General features: G+C 62.8%; 20 protein-coding genes and 1 pseudogene. 14 read left to right on the top strand and 7 right to left on the bottom strand.

The window, feature by feature from the left end; genetic code table 11:
• The first annotated feature begins 120 nt into the window (after nt 1–120).
• From ON40_RS39960 to ON40_RS40005, 10 genes are all read left to right on the top strand, one after another.
• Entirely contained in the window at nt 121–822 is a 702-nt protein-coding gene (locus ON40_RS39960) for a class II aldolase/adducin family protein (RefSeq protein ID WP_040830737.1), read from the top strand.
• A gap of 82 nt (nt 823–904) precedes the next feature.
• Complete coding sequence (locus ON40_RS39965; RefSeq protein ID WP_040830738.1) at nt 905–2,050, top strand: acyl-CoA dehydrogenase family protein; 1,146 nt, start codon at nt 905–907, stop codon at nt 2,048–2,050.
• The gene (locus ON40_RS39970) at nt 2,050–3,060 is read left to right on the top strand and encodes an acyl-CoA dehydrogenase family protein (RefSeq protein WP_040830739.1); all 1,011 of its coding nucleotides are present in this window, start codon (nt 2,050–2,052) and stop codon (nt 3,058–3,060) included. The genes ON40_RS39965 and ON40_RS39970 overlap by 1 nt, the downstream gene beginning before the upstream one ends.
• Before the next feature lie 48 nt (nt 3,061–3,108).
• Nucleotides 3,109–3,888, top strand: coding sequence for an enoyl-CoA hydratase/isomerase family protein (locus ON40_RS39975; protein WP_040830741.1), 780 nt, complete (start codon nt 3,109–3,111; stop codon nt 3,886–3,888).
• An 803-nt stretch (nt 3,889–4,691) separates the two neighbouring features.
• On the top strand, nt 4,692–5,174 hold the full coding sequence (locus tag ON40_RS39980) for an isochorismatase family protein (protein ID WP_245568205.1): 483 nt from the start codon (nt 4,692–4,694) through the stop codon (nt 5,172–5,174).
• A gap of 82 nt (nt 5,175–5,256) precedes the next feature.
• Nucleotides 5,257–6,216: an alpha/beta fold hydrolase gene (locus ON40_RS39985; protein ID WP_040830743.1), complete on the top strand. Its 960-nt coding sequence runs from the start codon at nt 5,257–5,259 to the stop codon at nt 6,214–6,216.
• A gap of 122 nt (nt 6,217–6,338) precedes the next feature.
• The gene (locus tag ON40_RS39990) at nt 6,339–6,779 is read left to right on the top strand and encodes a MarR family winged helix-turn-helix transcriptional regulator (protein WP_040830745.1); all 441 of its coding nucleotides are present in this window, start codon (nt 6,339–6,341) and stop codon (nt 6,777–6,779) included.
• A gap of 2 nt (nt 6,780–6,781) precedes the next feature.
• Nucleotides 6,782–8,170 (top strand): MFS transporter, encoded by a 1,389-nt coding sequence (locus tag ON40_RS39995; protein ID WP_040830747.1) that lies wholly within the window; start codon nt 6,782–6,784, stop codon nt 8,168–8,170.
• 681 nt (nt 8,171–8,851) lie between these two features.
• Nucleotides 8,852–10,126, top strand: a complete 1,275-nt coding sequence (locus ON40_RS40000; protein ID WP_040830749.1) for an MFS transporter — start codon at nt 8,852–8,854, stop codon at nt 10,124–10,126.
• Between the two features lie 131 nt (nt 10,127–10,257).
• Nucleotides 10,258–10,953 (top strand): Sua5/YciO/YrdC/YwlC family protein, encoded by a 696-nt coding sequence (locus tag ON40_RS40005; RefSeq protein ID WP_157186746.1) that lies wholly within the window; start codon nt 10,258–10,260, stop codon nt 10,951–10,953.
• Between the two features lie 481 nt (nt 10,954–11,434).
• Here the strand turns inward: ON40_RS40005 and ON40_RS40010 are convergent, their stop codons facing one another.
• Nucleotides 11,435–11,806, bottom strand: a complete 372-nt coding sequence (locus ON40_RS40010; protein ID WP_040830751.1) for a hypothetical protein — start codon at nt 11,804–11,806, stop codon at nt 11,435–11,437.
• Between the two features lie 789 nt (nt 11,807–12,595).
• Nucleotides 12,596–13,464 (bottom strand): annotated as a pseudogene (gene dprA, locus ON40_RS40015) (DNA-processing protein DprA).
• Between the two features lie 302 nt (nt 13,465–13,766).
• Here dprA and ON40_RS40020 point away from each other — a divergent pair.
• Nucleotides 13,767–14,594 (top strand): ZIP family metal transporter, encoded by an 828-nt coding sequence (locus ON40_RS40020; RefSeq protein WP_040830752.1) that lies wholly within the window; start codon nt 13,767–13,769, stop codon nt 14,592–14,594.
• A gap of 54 nt (nt 14,595–14,648) precedes the next feature.
• A complete protein-coding gene (locus ON40_RS40025) occupies nt 14,649–14,834 on the top strand; it encodes a hypothetical protein (RefSeq protein ID WP_040830753.1) in 186 nt (61 codons plus the stop codon).
• 239 nt (nt 14,835–15,073) lie between these two features.
• Here the strand turns inward: ON40_RS40025 and ON40_RS40030 are convergent, their stop codons facing one another.
• From ON40_RS40030 to ON40_RS40045, 4 genes are all read right to left on the bottom strand, one after another.
• Nucleotides 15,074–15,559 carry a hypothetical protein gene (locus ON40_RS40030; protein WP_157186748.1) on the bottom strand — a complete coding sequence of 162 codons (486 nt, stop codon included), beginning with the start codon at nt 15,557–15,559 and terminating at the stop codon, nt 15,074–15,076.
• 852 nt (nt 15,560–16,411) lie between these two features.
• Nucleotides 16,412–17,428, bottom strand: a complete 1,017-nt coding sequence (locus ON40_RS40035; RefSeq protein WP_040830754.1) for an aldo/keto reductase — start codon at nt 17,426–17,428, stop codon at nt 16,412–16,414.
• 132 nt (nt 17,429–17,560) lie between these two features.
• Entirely contained in the window at nt 17,561–18,319 is a 759-nt protein-coding gene (locus tag ON40_RS40040) for a carboxymuconolactone decarboxylase family protein (protein WP_040830755.1), read from the bottom strand.
• A 24-nt stretch (nt 18,320–18,343) separates the two neighbouring features.
• A complete protein-coding gene (locus ON40_RS40045; protein ID WP_040830756.1) occupies nt 18,344–18,766 on the bottom strand; it encodes a (R)-mandelonitrile lyase in 423 nt (140 codons plus the stop codon).
• A gap of 141 nt (nt 18,767–18,907) precedes the next feature.
• Here ON40_RS40045 and ON40_RS40050 point away from each other — a divergent pair, with 141 nt between their 5' ends.
• Nucleotides 18,908–19,792 (top strand): aldo/keto reductase, encoded by an 885-nt coding sequence (locus ON40_RS40050; protein ID WP_040830758.1) that lies wholly within the window; start codon nt 18,908–18,910, stop codon nt 19,790–19,792.
• Between the two features lie 27 nt (nt 19,793–19,819).
• Here the strand turns inward: ON40_RS40050 and ON40_RS55640 are convergent, their stop codons facing one another.
• Nucleotides 19,820–20,371, bottom strand: coding sequence for a protein kinase domain-containing protein (locus ON40_RS55640; RefSeq protein WP_040830760.1), 552 nt, complete (start codon nt 20,369–20,371; stop codon nt 19,820–19,822).
• A 225-nt stretch (nt 20,372–20,596) separates the two neighbouring features.
• On the opposite strand from ON40_RS55640, the gene ON40_RS40060 reads away from it, so the two are divergent.
• Complete coding sequence (locus tag ON40_RS40060) at nt 20,597–21,778, top strand: spirocyclase AveC family protein (RefSeq protein ID WP_040830816.1); 1,182 nt, start codon at nt 20,597–20,599, stop codon at nt 21,776–21,778.
• Nucleotides 21,779–21,781 lie beyond the last annotated feature (3 nt).

A 21,781-nucleotide genomic window follows, 5' to 3' on the forward strand; every position in this document is an offset into this window, starting at 1 on the left:
TCTTCGAGAAATCGCCTGGTCCGGTGACCGTTCGACAGACGGTACTTGTTGAATCCTGCCCGTCGGTGATCGACCCGAGTATCGGGATTTGCCTGAAGTTGATATCTATAAGGAGTCCCTGTGACCGACATCGACCAGCTCCGTAACGAACTTGTGATGGCCAACCACGTGCTGGCGGCTCTGGGAATCGCCGATGGCTGGGGGCACGTGAGTGTTCGCGTGCCGGACAGGCCGGATCGGTTTTTGATTGCTCGTGGTCTGGCGCCGGCCATTGTGACGCCGGCGGATCTGTTGGAGGCAGAGGTCGCTACCGGCGAAACCGTCAATGGTGAGCGGACCTATCTCGAAAGGCATATCCACTCCGGCATCTACCGTGCCCGGCCGGAGGTCAATGCAGTTGTACACAGCCATTCCACGGACCTGATTCCGTTCACTGTGACGGATACCGAACTGCTGCCTGTATTGCACGCGAGTGCCTTCCTGGGCGATGGCGCACCTCGTTTCGAGATCGATGGTCAACCGACCGGCGTCTTGGTCGAAACATCGGCTGTTGGTGATGCACTCGCGGCATCGCTGGGGACGGCGCCATTGGTGCTCATGCGAGCCCACGGTGTCTCGGTTGTCGGGGCATCGCTGCGGCAGGCGGTTTATCGCTCGTTCTACGCACGCGAGAATGCGAACGTCCTGCTCAAAGCACTTGCGCTGGGGGCCGTCAGCTATACACCCAAGGATCAGGCACGTGAGATCGCGGCCACGGTCGATACCGTTATCGATCGCGTCTGGGACCTGTGGGTCCGCACCGTGAACGGTGCGGCAGTGTGATTGCCACGAGCTGTCGCAGCGGCATCAGCGTTCAGGATGCCCCGTCGTTTTCGTGCGGACTTCGCGAAGAGAGGACGCTGCCATGATTTCCCGAAGGCTGGTTCCGCCGGTCCCGGACGATGCCGGCCCGTTGCACGCCTTACGTTCAGAGGTCCGCACCTTTCTGTTCGAACAGCGTATGGCGGGGCGAATCACACCTAGAGTCGACTCGTGGGTAACCGGCTGGGATGAGCAGTTCACCAGGGCGCTGGCTGCGCGGGGCTGGCTCGGAATGACCGTGCCAATCGAGTATGGCGGACATGGTCGTAGCCACCTCGAGCGCTTCGTGGTGACGGAGGAATTACTTGCCGCCGGTGCACCGGTTGCAGCCCATTGGATTGCAGACCGGCAGATCGTCCCGTCTCTGCTCAAGTACGGCAGCGAGACGCAGAAACGTAGCTATCTCCCGGCAATTGCCCGGGGTGAATGCTTCTTCGCAATCGGAATGAGCGAGCCCGACTCCGGATCTGATCTGGCCAGCGTACGGACGAAGGCAACTCAGGTCGACGGTGGTTGGCAGATCACCGGCACGAAAGTGTGGACGTCCGGCGCGCACCGGGCGGATGCCTTTATCTGCCTTTCGCGCACCAGCCCCGTGGACCCCTGCCGACGGCACGAAGGCCTTAGTCAGTTCATCGTCGAGCTCAAATCTCCGGGCGTCGATATTCGGCCGATCGTGTCGATGAGTGGGCGACACCATTTCAACGAGGTGATCCTCGACGACGTATTCGTCGCCGACGCGATGGTGTTTGGGAGTATCGGTGACGGCTGGCGACAGGTCACGTCGGAGCTTGGGTATGAACGTAGTGGACCGGAACGGTTTCTGTCGACGTTCCCGCTACTGGCGAAGACCGCTGAACAGATGTTCCACGGAGCGGTACCCCGCCATCCTGATCTGGGGCGTTACGTGGCGCGGCTCGCCGGACTTCATCAGATGTCGCTCGCCGTTGCCGGAGCCTTGGAGCGCGGCGAGTCGGCCGACACGGCGGCGGCTGTCGTGAAGGTGCTGGGTACGGCAACGGAGGGCGATATTGCCGAGTTCGTCGATCTGCTTACAGAGTTGCCCGAGGACGCGGCGTATCGCGCTCTTGTCGAGGAATCGGTACTCCAACGCCCAGGGTTCACCCTCCGCGGCGGCACGAACGAGGTTCTGCGCGGAGTGATCGCTCGAGGATTGGGGATGCGCTGATGATATCTGTGGACAGTGCGCTGACGGACATGATGTCCGCGGTGTTCGCTGACTACCGTGAGGGCCATGACAGTCCTACAGTTTGTGATGCAGCGTTCTGGAACCGCCTGAACGAACTTGGGCTGATCCGACTTACTGGGGATGAGGCGCGAGGGGGCAGCGGCGCGAGTTGGTTGGAGGCTGCCGAACTTCTGCGGACGGCTACCTACCACGGTGTCCGTGTGCCGCTGGCCGAGCATGACTTGCTGGCATGCTGGTTGCTCGACCAGGTTGGGCTGGAAGTGGACGACGCTCGCCGTACTGCGTGTGTGCTGGACGGGACCGGAACGGCGACTGATGTTCCGTGGGCGTCATGGTCGGACCGCGTGGTCGTGGCCTGGCGACAAGGCAGTAGCACGAGAGTTGCCGATGTTGATGGCCGTGACCTCCACATCGTTCCTGGAACGAATATTGCCGGAGAGCCACGCGATCGTGTTTCCGTCGACGTTGCTCGGCTTTCCGGCGATGTGGCTCCGGATACGCTGATCGATACGCTCTTTCTGCGGGGTGCGCTCGCAAGGAGCGTGCAGATATGCGCGTCCTTCGACCGCATACTGGAGTTGGCTGTCGAGCATACGAGAGATCGAGTCCAGTTCGGACGCCCGCTCATGCGGTTTCAGGCGATTCAACATCTCGTCGCGGACATCGCCGCAGAGACCGCATTGGCACGAGCCACCACCGAATCCGCTGTGGCCGAAGTGGTGCGTTCAGGCTGGGACGATCCGCGGATCGCTTTCCGAATCGCTGTTGCACGCTCTTGCACAGGCCATGCGGCGTCGGTGGTGGTGCGGAATGCTCACCAGGTACACGGTGCCATCGGCACGACTCGGGAACATCGCCTGCACGAGTTCACGACGGGTGCCTTGGCGTGGCGCTCCGACTTCGGGTCGGTCTACCACTGGGACAACCTGCTTAGCGGAACCGCTATGGCAGCTGGGCCACACCGACTGTGGGCATATATGTCGTCGTGATGCCCACCGTGACGTGTCGTAAAGGACTCTCGCAGAAGGATTTTCGCAATGGCAGACCTCGAGTACATCGTCGACGACGGGATCGCGACAATCCTGCTGAATCGGCCGCATCGGAAGAACGCCTTCACGCTCGAAATGCTCGATACGTGGGCTGAGTGTCTGCGCTCTGCGCGGTCGAACCCCGCCGTGCGTGTCGTCTTGGTTACCGGTGCCGGCGGAACATTCTGCGCGGGTGTCGATCTGGAAGACTTTTCTAAAATCACCTCAACGCTCGGCCGGCAGGAAGTCCTGTCGCATCGGGTTCACCGTGTTGCGGCTGCCGCCCTGGAACTCGACAAGCCACTGATCGCGGCGGTGGACGGTGCTGCCGTCGGTGCGGGAATGGATATGGCGCTTGCCTGCGACATCAGGCTTGCGTCGGATCGAGCGCGCTTCTCGGAAGCGTACGTCCGGGTCGGCCTGATCCCTGGCGATGGCGGTGCCCACCTGCTGCCCCGGATCGTCGGCCAGGCTCGAGCTCTCGAATTGTTGTGGACTGGCCGGTTTGTAGACGCCACCGAGGCGCTCGACCTCGGCATCGTCCTGTCCGTTCACGCACCTGATCAGCTTGCTGAAGAGGCGAATCGGCTGTGCCGTCGTCTTGCCGACAGTCCCCCGGTTGCCGTCCGAGCCATCAAACGTCTTGTCCGGCAGGGGGAACGAGTCGACTTCATGACTTCGCTCGCTATGGTTGCGGCTGAGCAAGCAGTTGTTCAGTCGACACGGGACTCAGATGAAGCCCGCACCGCCTTCCGCGAGAGGCGCGCTCCCATCTTCACAGGCGAATGATATTGGCTGAGCCTACGAGGATGTCGATCTGATTTGTCACTGCTGACGAAATCGCTGGCAGCCAGACGGCTTTGGCCCAGTATGTAGGTTCGGCGTCAAGTCCAAGTCGCATCAGGCGCCGCAGCAAGGGGCGGCCCAGGCCATCAGCGCTCTCGATCGAACCGGGCTGCTGCAGCCACCTGGGCCAGGGGGCAAGGCGTTGATCGTCGCGATCTGCAAAGGAGATCCCACTCCGCCATGTTGGTGGATCCTGCCGCAATCCGCCACTTCAGACATGAGGGGGCAACCTTACGTCGAGTTGGAGAAAAACGAGTCGCAGTTCCTTTGAGCTGCAAGCTACTAGACATGTCAACGCAGGTTAGAGCTTCTGATGTGTACGCGTTCGGGATCGGAGCTGCAGATCGTACAGCTGAACGCTCGGTCACCCGTCCATGTGCCCTTGCTCACGCTTCGATGGTGGTGTATACATATCAAGTCTGACAAGTCATGACAACCTCATCTTAGGCTCAAAGGGCTTCGGTCCCGGTCGAAGGATGCGGAGGTATGACAAAGACCAGGAGAGTTGGTATGACCCGATCTGCAAAGGCGCGGCAGTTTGTCTATTCCCGAACAGCTGCCGTTCGCTCCGGGGCAGGCAAAGCGATCCGGTCATCGATGTCGGCCAATCACTAATCTGTGGCTCCGCCCAGCCGTCGTTGCCTCGCGGAGCTTGAGTAGGAGTTCCTGTGCCCCTTCGCGTTCTAGAGCCCACCCTCGCGCTCATACTCGTTGACCTGCAAGCCGGATTGGCTGGGCTGCCAACCGTGCATCCGCTTGACGACATCGTTGCCCGAGCGGCCTCCCTTGCCGATGCTTTCCGCGCCAAGCATTTGCCTGTGATCTTGGTCAACGCTGCCGGGCAGTCTCCCGGGCGTACAGAGCAGGGCGGCGGCCACGAGATGCCGGACGGTTGGACCGATTTGTTGCCTGAACTCAACCAGCATCCCGACGACAAGACGGTAACCAAATACACGTGGGGCGCCTTCCACAACACAGACCTCGGAGAGCATCTGGTCGAGCTCGGTATCACGCAGGTCGTCATCGCCGGCGTCGCGACGAGCATCGGAGTTGATTCGACTGCCCGTCAGGCCCACGAGCATGGCTACAACGTCGTTCTGGTCGCTGACGCCATGACGGATCTCAGTCATGTCGCCCACGAGAACAGCATCAACAATATCTTTCCCCGGCTCGGGGAAATGACCACTGTCGCCGACCTTCTCGCTTTGCTCGACCGCACCGGCGGCTAACGCCGCGATCATTGAAATCTTCTGTGCGGCAGCATGATCCATTGTGTAGACGTGCAGACTTCCTCCACGACAGGAGAACTCTATGCTCTATCCCCTCAGCTTCGAAGTTCGTGACGGCGTCGCCGATACTGAACTGAGCCAGGCCGCATGGGTATTTGTACCTCCGCCTGGCATCGAGCCGACCGGCACGATGGTTTGTCTGTCCGGTGGGGGATTCGATAAGCACTACTGGCACCTCGAAGTGCCCGGACACCCTGGATACAGCTTCGCTGAGCATCTCTCCGAGCTGGGCTGGGTGGTAATAGCGCTCGATCACCTCGGCGTCGGCGAGAGCAGCGACCCACCCGGCGGTGCGGTTACGGCAGAGCGGCTTCGCAACGGCAATAGCGTTGCCGCGGCGCAGATTATCGAGCGGGTTCGGGCGGGCACCCTTGTCGATGGGCTCGGCCCGGTGAAGGGGCCATTCATCGGGGCTGGACATTCGCTCGGTGCGTTCGTCACGATCCTGGTGCAGGCTGGGTTTCGCACATATGATGCGGTCTGCCTGCTCGGCGCCGGGCTCGACTACTCGAACCCGTTTGGTGAGATTCAAGGCAACACCCTTGCCGAACGCATGGATGCCAGTGAAGCGATCGGTCGCAAGCGGTTTGGGGTAGCACCCGAAATCCAGTTCCATCGTCGACCGAGAAAGAACATCCAGCACCTCCTGTACGGATCCGATGTACCAGTGGCCGTGCTGGAGGCGGACGAGGCGGTCAGTTCGCGAGTTCCCGTTCGGGCTGCGGCCGAGGTCATCGCTCCGGGATTCGGCAGAGACGAAGCTGCAGTCCTCGAGGTGCCGGTGTTCCTCGGCTTCGGTGAAGGATTCTTCGAACTCACCAGGGACCCGCGCGCTGAGCCGAGTTTTTATCGCGCCTCGCCTGATGTCACCCTGTTTGTGCTGCAGGGCGCTGCGCACTGCCACAACACCGCTTCGACGCGTGTCCAACTTTGGGATCGTATCTCGAGCTGGGGCAATGCTGTTGCGCATAGTCTCGGTTGACCGCGCCTCGGGCGAGCAGAAGCACCAGAGGTCGCGGTCGAGCCGGAGGTGGGTGCACGATATCTCTTGTACCCCAACATTTTTGAGTCGGCTGATCAACTAACAAGATTCTTGTCGAAGGTATGAGTAAACCTCTGGTTACGGTGTCTGAATCTGCATGGGAGGTCGCACGTGAGCTGCGTATAACACTGGTCCGGCTGCGGCGCCGGATCCTCGCGACGTCGGATAATCAGGAATTGACACCGTCGCAGATGTCAGTTATGAGCCGGTTGACGTGCGGCGACTTTACCGCCAGCGAGATTGCCGCCGCGGAGCGCGTGCGGCCCCAGGCAATTGGGGTCACGCTGTCGGCACTGGCCGAACGCGGCTTCGTCGATCGCCACCACGATCCGCACGATGGGCGGCGGCAACCGATCTCGCTCAGTAGTGCTGGGCGTGAATACATGACCAGCCGGGTCAAAGCTGGACAGGAATGGCTCGCGACGGCGATGGAGGAGGAGTATTCGGAAGCCGAGCGGCAGACCATGTTGCGCGCCCTGGCTCTACTCGAACGGTTTGGGTAAGGATGACTTTTCTATTGCGGGTCAATAAGCATGAGGCACCACCAGACCGTTTCGATCGTCGGTTGTTACCTGCCATGATGCTGAGTTCAGCCTTGAACCCAGTCAATTCATCCATTATTTCGGTTTCGCTGGTACCAATCGGCGTAGCGTTCGGCGCCTCAGCATCCGAGACCGCTTGGTTGGTGTCGGCGCTGTACCTGGCAACGGCTGTTGGGCAACCAGTCGTCGGGCGGCTTGTGGATCTGTACGGTCCTCGCTGGATCTACCTGGGTGGAACGATGCTGGCCGGCCTCGCTGGCCTATTGGGGGTGCTCGCACCCCAGTTTTGGGTTCTCGTCCTAGCGCGGGTGGTCCTGGGATTCGGTACGTGTGCAGGCTATCCCGCATCGATGTACTTGATTCGCAGCGAAGCTGATCGCACAGGGAAGGGCAGCCCTGCGGGCGTTCTCACCGCGTTGGCTGTTGCCAATCAGACGGTGACGGTTATCGGGCCGACACTGGGTGGCTTGCTCATCCATGTCGGAGGCTGGCGAACGACCTTCGCCGTCAATATTCCACTCGCGCTTGCATGCTTGGTGCTGGGCGCGCGTAGAATACCGAAAGTCGTTGTTGCCCAACGAAGCACGTTGTCGAGCCTGGACTTTCCAGGCATCGGCCTCTTCACGGGAATGTTGGTCGCTCTCTTGATCTTCCTGATGAAGCCTCAAGTCGCGCATTGGTATCTACCGGTGATTGCATTGTTGGCAGGTATCGGCTTGATCATCCGCGAGATGCGCATCGCGCAGCCATTTCTTGATGTTCGGGTTCTCGGTGGAAATCTTCCCCTGGTGGCGACATTTCTGCGAAACCTACTCGCTTGTATGGTGCTCTACTGTTATCTCTACGGTTTCACACAGTGGCTGGAGCAGGGGCGTGGTCTGAGTGCCGCAGGGGCAGGACTTGTTTTGCTCCCTATGTCATTGACGGCGATCGGCGTCTCGACCCTCACTGGTCGGCGGCCAGAGATCCGGGCGAAGCTCCTGGTCGGCAGTCTAGGCCAGGTCCTAGTGGCTGTCGTCTTGCTGACATTGCACTCTGGTTCGGCGATCTGGCTTCTGGTTGTGGGCTCGATGATCATGGGCATACCTCAAGGGCTGAATACCCTTGCCAACCAAAACGCCCTTTACTTACAGGCAGATCCGACGCGGATCGGTTCGTCTGCGGGGCTGCTTCGGACTTCCACCTACTTCGGCGCGATCGGCGCGGCAGCTGCGGGCGGCGCGTTCCTATCATCGGGTTCCAGCGGGGCTGGTTTGCCGAGTCTTGCAGGATTCATGCTGGTTTCATCGGTAGCACTGGTTCTGTTGACAACACTCGATCGGTCGCTTGCGCGCCTCGGCCGGTCTCAGTGATGGGCCCACAGACCTTCCGCCTAGGGTTCTCGTTCCGCATCAACTCCGAATAGCCTGAGCGACGCCAAGCTTCGGATTTTCGGCCAAATATCCTCGGATCGTCGCATCGCGACCCTCTCAGCTCAAATGCTCTTCGGTGATCGACGCGCGTATAGACAATCCCCGAGAGGGTGCGCTCTAGTTCCGTTACGAGAGTGGTGAACTGGGGTCTGGTGCGGCGGCGTCGCCCGTACCTTGGTCCTGGGCTGCAGTCACGACCCAGTAGTTGGTGGGTGCGTGCTCCAGAGCCGCTGCGCCCGCTCGAAAGCCGGCGTTATCGAGCAACCTCCCGATCAGAATCCAGAACGGCTGCCGTTCGTTCTGATCGGGAGGGGCGCGCCCCGTATCTTGTGGGCCTTGACACAGTCGAACGATCCTTCGTACTATATAAGATGTCAGACAAACTACCAACTCGTGCGGGTCCCCCTGCTCGCGATGCGGCTGTTCGAATTTGATCCCTGACAGGTCGGTGCGAGGCGAGAAGCCTGCTCGGACCGGTTCTGTGGTGAACGGTGCGCCCGGCGAATCCTCGAAACTGTGGGCTGTCCGGGACCCCGTCACCGTCAAGCTGCTACTCGGCAGCGTTAGAAAATGTAGGTCGATGTGGACTCTTCGAATGCGGGTATCAGCCAACCTGCGCGGATGTGGTTGGTACCCCAATTGATCTGCTGGTTAGCACTGATTGCCGATGGATATGAGGTTTTCGTCTACGGTGCGACACTGCCGTTGATTATCCACGAAAAGACGTGGGGGATAACGGCGGCGTCGGCCGGAACTGTCGGGAGTGTATCCCTGGTGGGATTGCTGATCGGGGCCTTTGGAGCCGGAACATTGACCGATGTTTTCGGTCGCCGACGACTATTCCTTTTCTCGCTGACATTCTACTCGTTATCGGCACTTTTCTGCGCAGCGGCGGCGAACTTGGCGACGTTCGGCGCCGCACGTTTCATGACGGGTCTCGGAATCGGCGGAATGATGCCCATCGTTGTCTCCATTGCTTCGGAGTTTGCGCCGCCTCGCTATCGCCATCGCGTTGTCTGTGCCGTCTTGACCGGTCCGTTCTTCGGTGCAGTTGTGGCATCGTTTGCAGCCCTGGTGCTGCTGCCGCACGGCAGCTTCCGCGCGGTGTACGCCCTTGGGGCGATTCCGCTGGTAACGGTGTTGCCGATGGCATTCGCTTGGCTTCCCGAGTCCATGTCGTACCTATGGTTGCACCGGCAGGAGCTCGAAGCCGGCATCGTTGCCAGCAAGTACGGACTCGATGAATCGACGGAGAAGGTCGCCGATGTTCGGCCAGCGCGATCTCCAATCGTTGCGCTGTTCCAGCCGCAATATCGGTGGGCCACAATCGGGTTCTGGCTGACCATGGTTATCATACTCCTGATCATTTATGCCACGAGCACCTGGTTGCCACATTTCATGGTGCAGGCCGGCTTCCCGTTGGGTTCTTCGCTCGAGTTTCTGATGCTCTACAGTGTGAGCTCGATTATCGGCTCGGTGATAGTTTCCTGGATTGCTGAGCGAACCGGTGCGAGAACGATGATCGTAATAGGATTCTTTCTTTGCGCAGCCGGGTTCGTTCTGATTGCAGGAGCCTCGCGTATCGCGGCTATATGCGCGGTTGTGGTCGCAGGTTTCGGGACGGCTGCAGTACTGAACCTGATGTTGGACCATATCGCTGGCTTCTACCCCGCGGCCGCTCGTGCAACCGGCGTGGGCTGGGCAAATGGCGTCGGTCGATTCGGAGCAATTGCCGGGCCCTCGTACGGCGGAATGGTTCTCACGATTTCACATGGGAGCCCGATGATCGCAGCTCTGGGTTTCGCGTTGCCTGCCATTCTCGGCGGCCTTGTGGTGGGGATTCCCCTCCAACGCAGTCCGCAAAGTGGCAGTGCATCAGCTGCGCCGCAGCGTTGAATTCATTGTCGCCGACACGTAGTCAAAGTACCCTGGGATAGGAGAAGTGTGGTATGACACATTCCGCTAAACGTTCGGCCCGTACTCTCGGGCGACCAGACATTGCAGGTGACACACAGAAGCTGTGGGACGTGGTTTCCAATGACGGACTAGCGATCTTTCCGACCGATATGGGCTATTCGATTTGGGGTGGAAGTCTCGATGCAGTTCGACGGATCAACCAGGTGAAGCGCCGCGGTCCGCATAAACGGATCGGAATGGTGATCGGTCGAGATGCCCAGCGCGAGATTCTCGAGCTGGACGATCATCAATGGGATATGATCGACTGCGTCAGTATCGACTATGGTCTGCCGTGGTGCAGTATCGCGCGATATCGTTCGGACCACCCGTTGATGAGGCAGATTGAACCGGGCCTGCTGGACCTCTGCACGGCGAACAGCACCGTCGCGGCCGCTAGGAATCTGGGCGGCCCGTTTCTGTCTCGTGTCGAACAACTCAGTCTCGAGCACTTGCACCCGATATTCGGTACATCGGCGAACCTTACGGGCACTGGTGTCAAACACCGGGTCGAGGACATACAGTCCTCAATTCTCGACGCGGCTGACCTTGTGCTCGACTATGGACCGAGCCGTTCGATCGCCGGCGTTTCGGTCGGGGGTACACAATTCAATTTCGAGACTATGAAACTTATTCGATGGGGTGCAATGTTCGATTCGATCGCCTACGTGCTCAAACGCCATTTCGATCTGGATCTTCCACCCGACCCAGGCCGTGAATCCAGCCCTCACGGGCACGTGGATGAATTCGGCCTCGCCAAGGCCGAATAGGCAGATTTAGCAGCCCCCTCCGGTCCTACGTGCATAATCCGGAGATTTGATCTGTGGAAATCTCCAATCGGCGTACGCCCATAGCGTCTTCGCAGCCATCGTGCCGCTCGGATGCGGGCGTTGCGAGTGCCGAATCGGATTCATCGGTGCCCTTCATGTCCAAAACAACTTGTGGGGCCAGGGCATCGCTACCGGTGCCCTGGCCTACCTTCGTGACCAAGTGCCCGGCTACATCTAGCAGACCAGCCGCCACAAGCCCACCGCGAAATCGTTCTGGCTGCTGGTCGCCGAGCGCTCCGGCGAGGACTATGCCGACACCCAGCCCGAGCACATGTGCGAGCACCTCGCACGGTTCTGGCGCAGCGGCCCGACCTGGCACGGGCAAGAATCCGGCAGCTGAGCCACCAAGGCTTCGCCGGAATCGGCGAGTTCTGGTGTCGTGCACGAATTCTCGATCACGGGATCGTGTCGCACCGCCGAGTCATACTGAACCGCATGGGGTATGAGGCGGTGCGGATGTCCCGTCCCCGAGGCCCCATTGATGGTTGCCCTTGGCGAAATCGACGATCCCGGCCCGTGCGCCGGGCTCGAACGGGGCCCACTCATCGCAGGAGCGCCGCGCCAACCGAGTGAGGTGGGATTCGTTGCGGTACACGAATTTCATCCACCGATACACGTGCACCGGCGAAGCGAATCCCGCGCGGGAGACGTGCACATGGATCCCGGCATCGCTATCGATGTACGCGCCGCGCTCCTCGAGTTCGGGCAGCAGATCCCATGGGAACTCCTGCATCGCGTACGGGTAGGACATCGGGTGGGTGACCACCTCGAACCCGTGTCCGTACCCGATCACCGTCGTCCTCGAGATAGCCGAGGCGGCTCAGCTTCCTGGAGGCCAGGCGGGCGCAGTCGTAGCAGTCCCCGTCGGAGGTTTGAGTTCGAGCTCGAGGCCCAGGAACACGGGTCCGTCCCCCGTGGAGCAGCGGGGTGGGTTTGTAGCTGTAGTCGTGGATGTCGTTGCTGCGCGAGCAATCCGAGCAGTAGTCGGCATATCCGGTGATCAGTGCGTCGCAGCGCTGACAGGAGCAATAGTCGATCGCGCATTGCGCGCAGACTTCGGTGCCGTTGTCTACCTCTCGCAGATTGTGGTCCAGTAGCCCGCAGTCGTCGCAGCGGCAATAGCCCCCGGCGCAGTCGCCGCACAGCACCCCGTCATCGACGGTCAGATGCTGCTCGGCCGCGGGCATGGAACACTCATCGCACCAAGGGGTCTGGGTGCAGGCATCACACAGTGGATGGCCGGTGCTCGGGTCGTCGGACCGCAGGGCAGTCGAACATGCCGAGCAACGCGCCTGAGTCACAGCAGAAGGCATGAGCAATCGCCTTTCGGGACAAGGGGATGCAGACGACAGCGCCCCGTCCCGTCCGCCGAGGCGGACAGAACGGGGCGCTGTGATGGGGATAGAGCCGAAGGAACCGACCCGACGTGGAGCGGGGGTCAGCGGTGGAGCCCGCCCGAACAAGGTGAGGCCGGTGGCATGTCGGCTACCCGCGGGGAGAACTCGATGTGGCCGATGATCGGGATCGCCGGGGTGGCCGAGGTCCGCACTCACCCATGAAGGCAGGAGCAGCAGAGGTGATCTCAGCCGAGGATGGTGTCCCGGATCTGGTCGATGGTGGTGACCAGTCGGGCTTGGCTGGTGCGGATCATGTCGTGGCAGCCCGCGGACGTGGCTGAGGTGATCGTGCCTGGCACCGCGGCGACCGGGCGGCCCACTGCACGGTGTTGGCGGCGCCGCTGCGCAGGCCCGCTTCGCACACCAGCACTCCGAGCGAGAGCGCCGCGATGATCCGATTCCTTGCCAGGAACCGGGATTTCACCGGTCCGATGCCGGGCGGGTACTCCGAAATCACCAGGCCGGTCTCCACGATCCGGGCCAGGAGCCGCTCGTGCGCGGCAGGATACGGGCGGTCCAGCCCACACGGCAGCACCGCGATGGTCGACCCCTGCTCGGCCAGGGCCGCGGTGTGGGCGGCCGCGTCGACACCGAACGCGGCACCGCTGACCACAGTCCAACCCTGACGAGCCAATGCCCCGGCGAAATCGTGCGTGACACGTTGGCCGTAGCCCGACGCGACGCGAGACCCGACCACCCCGATCGTGTTGGATGCGAACAGTTCCGGCTCCTGCGGGCCGCGTACCCACAGCGCGACCGGGGCGTGCACGTCCGCGCCGAGTTCGTCGAGACGTGCGGGCCAGTGCGGGGCGTCGCGGGTGGGCAACCTGCCACCCATCAAAGCGGTTCGGAACAGGTCGTCCTCGGCGCGCTGCCAATCCCGTGGACCGTAGCGGGCATCGATCACCCCGCTCACGACCCGGTCGGCCGCGTCGACCGCGCCGTGCGCGTGCACGAGTTCGGCAACCATCCCCGGCGCGGACAGCGCCACCCGGGACAGCAACGCCCACGCACGATGCCGCTGCGGGTCGGGTGTAAGCGTGGTGTCGGTCATCGACTGCACAGTGGCGCTCCTCTCGATGAAACGGATTGGCACGAGCGATGCGCGCGCCGGTGCCCCGGCGCCACAGTGAACCTGACGGGCCCTGGGTGTTAGCCGACATTGAAAATGCCGACGTAGCGGGCGCTTTCAGGCGTTGGGTTTGCCGATGAAGCTGGAACTTGTGACGGGCTCCTCGGCGGCGGAACCTGGCCGACGTCGGCCGCCGCGAACGAGGGAACCCTCTGTCGCTTGTTAGGTAAGCGTTGCCTGTCATAGGCTGGCTCGTCCGCTCACGCTCTAGCCGAGGTCCTCTCATGTCCAGTGCAAACATCGCCCTGCTTGGCGCCATAGCAGGATTCACCATCTACCTCGGTCTGCCGATCGGCCGGCTGCGTAAGCCCACCCCGCGTCTGAAGGCCGGGCTCAACGCGGTCGCCATCGGGATCCTGGTGTTCCTGGTCTGGGACGTGCTGACGCACGCCTGGGAACCCATCGACGGCGCCCTGGGCAAGCACGAGTGGGGCACAGTGGCATCCGGCGGGCTCACCCTGGTGGCGGGCCTGGCGGTGGGGCTGCTGGGCCTGGTGCACTACGACAGCTGGATGGCCCGTCGCCGCCAGGCTGCCAGCCGCCCGCAGGGCCCGGGTGCGGTGGCCGCCACCGAACTCGCGTCGAAGAGCCGCAGCCAGGCCGCGTCCCTCGCGCTGATGATCGCTACCGGCATCGGTCTGCACAACTTCGCCGAGGGCCTGGCTATCGGCAACTCCGCCGCCAAGGGCGAGCTCTCCCTCGCCATCCTGCTCATCATCGGCTTCGGTCTGCACAACGCCACCGAAGGGTTCGGCATCGTCGCACCGCTCGCCGCGCAGGGCGAACGCCCCTCCTGGCTCACCCTGCTCTGGCTCGGCCTGATCGGCGGCGGCCCCACCTTCCTCGGCACGGTCGTCGGTCAACGCCTGGTCAACGACACGGTGTCGATCGCCTTCCTCGGCCTGGCTGCGGGGTCCATCCTCTACGTGGTGATCGAGCTGCTCGCCGTCGCGCGCAAGACCGGCTTCAAGACGCTGACGACCTGGTGTGTCTTCGCCGGTCTCGTGCTGGGCTTCGCCACCGACGCCGTGGTCACCGCAGCCGGGGCCTGACTCAACCACGCCTCAGCAAGCCCAGCCGCGGCTACTGCCGCCGTATGCGGCACCATGCCGACGAGATACGCCACCTCGCCGACCGAATCCATTGGGCAACCGTCGTTTCCGATCGGTATCCACAACGCCGGTTCGTCCGAATTCGGAGTGTCGCTCAACACCCTGGGCCGATTCGGCGACCGCCCATCAAGCGGTGAGGTATTCATCGAGGTCCGCGTATCGGTCGCGGCCGCGGCCTGATATCGATGACGCTGAGGGGCAATGATTTCCGGCTCCATCCCCAGATACAGCGGCCCGTCCCCGTGGAAAGGGGATCGGGTTTGTAGCTGTAGTTCCACACCTCCGCACCCGACCGACAGGCATCACAGACTCTGTAGTCCGGCAGCAGCGCGCCGCACTCCTCACATGCGGAAAACCCAGCCGCGCAGCCTTGGCAGACGCGGCGCCCGCCGGACACGTAACGCGCGGTGCGTGAGCGTTCAGTGGCCGAGGTCGGCGAAATGGCAATCCGGGGCGTGGTGCCCGGTGCAGGTGACGGTTCCCATCGTGCGGGTGGTAACTGCCAGCTTGCGACGGGCCGTGGTCTCAGCAGCGTCGATCAGGGGGCCGACAGCGTCTTCGTAATAGTCGCGCATCGAGCCGCCGACCGGAGGGAAACCGGCCTTGCGCCACATCCGCAGATACAACCCCGCGCCTGTGCTGTCGAGCGGCGTGGCAAGGCTGGTGGTCATCATCGCGGCGGCAACTTCGGCCGCGGTGCCCGGCCGGGTATCGCCCCCTGCGGCAACACGTTCGAGCAACTCACGCACATGGCTGCGATACACGAACTCGGTCGACATCACCCGATGAGTCGGCACACACAGCCCATCGCAGTGCCACAACAGATCCCCCGCCTCAGGGTGACGTTCCTGCGCCTGGCCGATCTCGTCCTCCATCCACTCACGCTGCGCGAACACAGCGTTCACCGTGGATTCGATGTGCCCGGAACAGGTCACGCATATTGCCGAGTGCTGATGGTTCACGCTCACCAGTCACGAATGTCTCTCTCCGTGGCGCAGGCGTCGACTTCGGTGAGCACGGCTGTCATCTCGGTGACGGCCCGCTCGGTGAGTGTTCGAATCAGGTGTTGACCTGCGTCGTCGCGTACCTGATCGCGGCTATAGCCGCTGGTGGACTCGGACTTGTGCTGGGTGCACGATTCCCGACGGCGGTGACTGTGCCCGCGATCGTGCTCATGCTCATCTGGCGGCGATACCGTTCTTGCTCATCGCGCTGATCGTCAGCGCCGTGAGCGGAACCGCCTCGACCGAACGCCACGCCCACTCCGCTCCCTATGGCACACCGCATCCATCGCAGGGGCCTGCTCAATATCCGAATCCAGCTCCTTACGGCATGCCGCATCCGCCGCAGGGACCGCCGCCCCAATATCCGAATCGAGCTCCCTACGGCACGCCCTACCCGCCGCAGGCGCCTCCCCCTGAGCCGGATCAACCGATGTTGGTGTTGCCCCGGCGGGGTCATGGGGCCGGAAGCCGCTGTTCTGTCCACCTTCCACCGTGCCGGTAGTGGCTCGGCTGAGGGTTCGAGCGGGGGGACACTGTGCAGCGACGGAAGCAGCGCTCCGGGTACCCGCTCGCACCATGGTGGCGAGGCGAAGAACGAGGGGCACGTCCATCATGGTGGCGGCTACGGTAGCAGGCGGGCAACACCGCGCGGCCTGGGTGAGGGGAGAGGTCAGGACGTACCCCGACATGAATTCGGCTGCGTCCCACGGTGTCACGGTGGGTGCCTCTCCCCGGATATGACGTGGATGACGGTCAGCGGCGGCGGGCTGCCGGGAGGAGTTCGTGGGCTCCGTAGCTGTTGTCGTCGGGGTTGATCGTTACGCCGGGTGCTACGAGTTCGTCGATCCGGTCGAGGACGTCGGTTGTCAGGGTGATATCGGCTGCGGGCAGGTAGGACTGGAGTTGGTCCATCGTGCGTGGGCCGACGATCGCGCTGGTGACGCCGGGGTGGGTGAGGACGAAGGCGATCGCGAGTTCGAGCAGTGAGATGCCGGTCTGTTCGGCGAGTTGTGCGAGGTTCTCGACGACGTCGAGTTTGCGTTGGTTGGCCGGATCGGTCATGTCGAAGCGGGCGCTCGGGCGGGCTGCCGAGGTGGGCGTGGGGGCGGCGTTCTTACGCCACCGGCCCGAGAGCCAGCCGCCGGCGAGCGGGCTGTAGGTCAGGGTGCCCATGCCGTGGCGCTGGACGGTGGGGAGTACGTCCTCCTCGATACCGCGTACGAGGATCGAGTACGGGGGCTGCTCGGTGACGAACCGCGAGAAGTGGTTCTGCTTCGCGGCCCATTGCGCTTCGACTATCTGCGAGCCGGAGAACGACGACGAGCCGATGTAGCGGACCTTGCCCTGGTGCACGAGGTCGCTGAGCGCGCCGAGGGTCTCGTCGATGTCGACGTCCGGGGTCGGCCGGTGTACCTGGTACAGGTCGATGTAGTCGGTGTTCAGCCGGGTGAGGGAGTTCTCGACCTCGCGGATGATCCACCGGCGCGAACCGCCCCGCTGGTTCGGGTCCTCGCCCATCGGCATGAAGAACTTCGTCGCGAGGAATACCTCGTCTCGGCGGTCTTTCAGAGCCTCGCCGACGATCTGTTCGGAGACGCCGCCGGAGTACACATCCGCGGTATCGACGAAGTTGATCCCCGCGTCGAGCGCGGCGTGGATGATGCGGATCGAGTCCGCTCTGTCGTCATTGCCCCACGGGCCGAACATCATCGCTCCGAGGCACAGCGGGCTGACCTGAACGCCGGTACGGCCGAGCGGACGGTACTGCATAGCGGAACTCTCCTCACCGATTCGACAGGCGGCCACAGCGACGCTGCGGCCCAGGGCCGATGCCCGCATCCGACGCTAGGCCCATGGCCGACAACGAGGGAGGGGCTGTCATTACCCCTGACCGAGAGTGATTCACGCTGCGGGTGCGGTGTCGTCGAGGATGCGTAGGGCGTTGAGGGTGCGTGGGTAGCCGAGGAAGGGGAGGAGCTGAGTGAGCACGGTCAGCAGCAGGGCTCGGTCGTTGCCGACCGTGAGGTTGGCCGTGACGTGGCCGCGTAGCTGGGCCTCGCAGCCGCCGAGCGCGGCGAGCATCGAGAAGGTCAGCAGTTCACGGGTTTTCAGATCCAGGCCGGTGCGGGTTAGGTGATCGCCGAAGCAGTTCGCCGACAGATAGTGCTGGATGTGCACCTCGTCGTCGGCGGCAGCGGCGTACATCCCGTCCACGACCTGCTTGCCGACGATTCGTTGCTGGACCGCCAGCCCCTCCTCCTCGCGCGTCGACGGCGAGGTGGTGGACTGGCCGGGCAGGGGGAGATCGAGGCCGTGCTCGGTCAGCACGTCGTTGGTGGCGTGCAGGAAGTCGAATACCTTGCCCATGCCGACGTACGGAACGGCCTGGTAGACGATCTCCCTGGCTGCCACTGGCGTGACGCCCGCGGTGAGCGCCGCCCCGAGCATGACTCGGTACTCGCCGAGTGCCGGGATGGCGATGAGTGCGGCCAGTTGGGTCATGAGCCGGGTGCGGGTGTCGAGTTCGCCGTAGCGCAGGACCTCGTCGAAGGCGAAATTGTCGAAAATCTCGATCAGTTCGGGGTCGGTGTTCCGCAGGGTCGAGACGTGTCCGGGGAACAGGGCGGCGTGGTTGGCGCGGGCGGTTTCGCTCAGTGCCATGGAGTTCTCCTTCCAAGCGTGCGGTCAGGACCGATCGCGCTGGTGGTCGGCGCGCCGGTATTCGTCGTCGGTGACCTGCTCACCCCAGGTGGTCTCGGGGACGTTCGGGTCGCCCGCGCCCTCCCAGATCGCCAGATGGGTCATGAAGTTCTCGGAAGTCGCACCGTGCCAATGCCATTCGCCCGGCGGGGTGTGGACGGTGTCGCCGGGACGCATCACGATCACCTTCCCGTCGCGGGTGGCCACCAGGCCGATGCCCTCGGTGACGTGCAACGTCTGCCCGACGGCGTGGGTGTGCCAGGCGGTGCGAGCACAGGGAGTGAAATGAACGGCGTTCACTCTGGCTCGCGAGGGCTCCTCGCCCCGGTAGATCTGGTCGAACCAGACCTCCCCGGTGAACGACTCGGCAGGGCCCTTCCGGGATGCCGGATTTATCAGTCTCTCCATGGTGTCGAACCCTTTCTGCAGAAGTATCGATCCGTTGTTCGTATTCGAGTACACGCCCCGGACCAGGGCTGTGGGAGTCACGGGGCTTCCAGGTAATCGCAGTACCTCCCTCGCACGTCACGCACGTTTTAGGGTCGGGATATGACTACTCCGAACCTCACCCTGAACAACGGAGTCACCATGCCGGCCCTCGGGTTCGGCGTCTTCCAGACGGCTCCGGACGAGACTGTCGCGGCTGTGCAGGCAGCGTTGACGACCGGGTACCGGCATATCGATACCGCTGCGGTCTACGGCAACGAACGCGAGGTCGGCGAGGCTGTTCGCCGCAGTGGGCTCGACCGCGACGAGCTCTTTCTCGAGACCAAGATCTGGATCACCGATTTCGGGTACGAGCAGACTCTGCACGGTTTCGACAAGAGTGCCGGAAAGCTCGGTGTCGAGCAGATCGACCTGCTGATCCTGCATCAGGCGGTGCCCGGGGAGTTCGAGCGCACCATTCAGGCGTACAAGGCGCTGGAGAAGCTGTACGCCGATGGCCGGGTTCGCGCGATCGGCGTCTCGAATTTCATGCCCGACCACATCATCCGGCTGCTCGCGGCGACCGAGGTCGTGCCCGCGGTCAACCAGATCGAGGTGCACCCGTATTTCCGCCAGTCGGATCTGCTCGCCGTCGACAGCGAGCACGGGATCCTCAATCAGGCGTGGTCGCCGATCGGTGGCATCACCTTCTATCGAGGTGGGCCCCACGGATCCACGCTCGAGGACCCTGTGATCGCGGAAATCGCTGCGGCGCACGGTAAGTCACCCGCGCAGGTGATGCTGCGCTGGCATCTGCAGCAGAACCGGCAGGCGATTCCGAAGTCGGTGCGTCCTGCCCGGATCGCGGAGAACTTCGACATCTTCGATTTCGAGCTGACCGCCGCCCAGCTGGCGGCGATCGATGCACTCGATACCGGTGTGCGCGGCGGCCCGGACCCGGTCGACATCACCCGGGAGAACTACGGCGTCGAAATCCCCGAAGCCTGACCGGGGAACGTGGTCGCCGCTTCGGGGTCACTCGCCGCGCACGTCGGTGCCATCGCTTGGTACGCCGTTTCGGGTGACGGCACGGGTGGGACCGGCTGCGAATGGTCGATGCACCGGTGCGGGGTGGCCCTGTTCGGCGATCCACGCGGCGATCTGGGCGCGTGAGGTGAATCCGAATTTGGTGACGATGTGTTCGACGTGTCCCTGGGCGGTGCGCTGGGAGATGCTCAGTCGGCGGATCCGGGCGTCCAGGGAACCGTGCGGGTAGTAGGGCGTAACCAGATAAGGCACCCCCGAGGTGGTGGTGCCGACCTGCAACACACCCAGGACATTGGGCTGCCTGGTCAGTCGGCCCATCGCTCGCTGTTCCCGGACGAATCGCTGCATATTCGTTGCATACTCGGCGGTGAGCACCTTGACTGCCGCGGTCCGGTCCAGGGTGGCCTGGTTGCACCTGTACACCACGCCGAACCCACCGCGTCCGATCTCCTCTGCGCCGGAAAATCCGGCGTCTGCCAGCTCGGACGTGACTCCTGGGATCACGGTGCGTTGAGTTTTCGGCGAGTCGATCGCACTCATTCTCGAGTCCTGGTCTGTGGTATGGCTCACTCTACCGCCTGGTCGGCTGTGATCGTGATGAGTCGAAATATTGCATCGAATCGGCTGTGCCGATCCGTTGGACGCGTCCGACGCCCTACGGGCCGAGTTTCGATATCGCATCTCGAATACCATCCGGATACTCAGATACTAGTTGGTATATTGGCGGCGGTCGCGCGTGCGAGCGATGTGGATACGGGAGGCATCATGAGCGAGCTGTCGAACGAAAAGTCCTCGGTGACAGGGGAACTCGACTCAGTGGTGCAATCTGCCGAGGTCCGATCAGCCGCGCAGGATCGTCTGCGGGTGAAGCGAGTGCAGGTCTGGGCGACGGCGGGCGGGCTGCTCCTGGCGCTCCAGGTGTACGTGTGGGTTCGGTGGATCACCGGGCCGTACTTCCAGCGGGTGCCCGGCGGGCCGACCAACCCGCCGACGTACATGAAGGCATTCCTCACGATGAACGCCGTCGTGGTGTGTATCGGTCTGCCGGTGGCGATCTGGTGGTTCATCGTCCGGCCCTGGCGCCGGGAGCGCAGGATCACCCTCGACGGCATGTTGCTGGTGTCGATGGGGTTGATGTTCTTCCAGGACCCGCTGCTGAATTACCTGAACACCTGGTGCACCTACAACACGTGGCTGTTCAATCGCGGGTCGTGGTCATCGGATATTCCGGGATGGGTCTCGCCCGAGCAGCCGGGACACCAGGTTTCCGAGCCGCTGTTGATCAATGCGCCCGGTTACGCGGTCGGAGTTCTGATGATCACGATCTTCGGCTGCTGGGTCATGGGCAGGATCTCCTCGCGCTGGCCGAATATCACCAATCTGCGGCTCATCGTGGTGACCTATGCGTTCACGTTCGTGCTCGACTTCGTCATGGAGGCGGGTTTCATGCTGCCGTTCGGGCTCTACACGTATCCCGGGGCGATTCGATCCGTCTCCTTCGCAGCGGGCACCTATCACCAGTGGCCCGTGTACGAGGGGCTGATGTGGGGTGCGGTCCAGGCGGGCTTGTGTTGTCTGCGTTTCTTCACCGACGAAGACGGTCGTACCGTCGTCGAGCGCGGACTCGATCATCTTCGTGGCGGATCGGCGCGGCAGCAGCTCGCCCGGTTCCTCGCGGTTTTCGCCGGTGTGAGCGCATGCTTTTTCTTCTTCTACAACGTGCCTGCGCAATGGATCGGCACGCATTCCGATCCGTGGCCGGCGGATCACCTGAAGCGCTCGTATTTCAACGGGGGTATCTGCGGTGACGGTACCGACGTGCCGTGTCCGGACCCCGCGCTGCCGATGCCGACGAAGCGGTCGGGTTACATCGACACCGACGGGAAACTGCTACTGCCCGGCGGAGTCCGAGTTCCGCAGACCGTGCCGTTCCAACGCACGAATTGACTT

The organism is Nocardia jiangxiensis NBRC 101359, assembly GCF_000308615.1.
GTDB classification, from domain to species: Bacteria; Actinomycetota; Actinomycetes; order Mycobacteriales; family Mycobacteriaceae; genus Nocardia; species Nocardia jiangxiensis.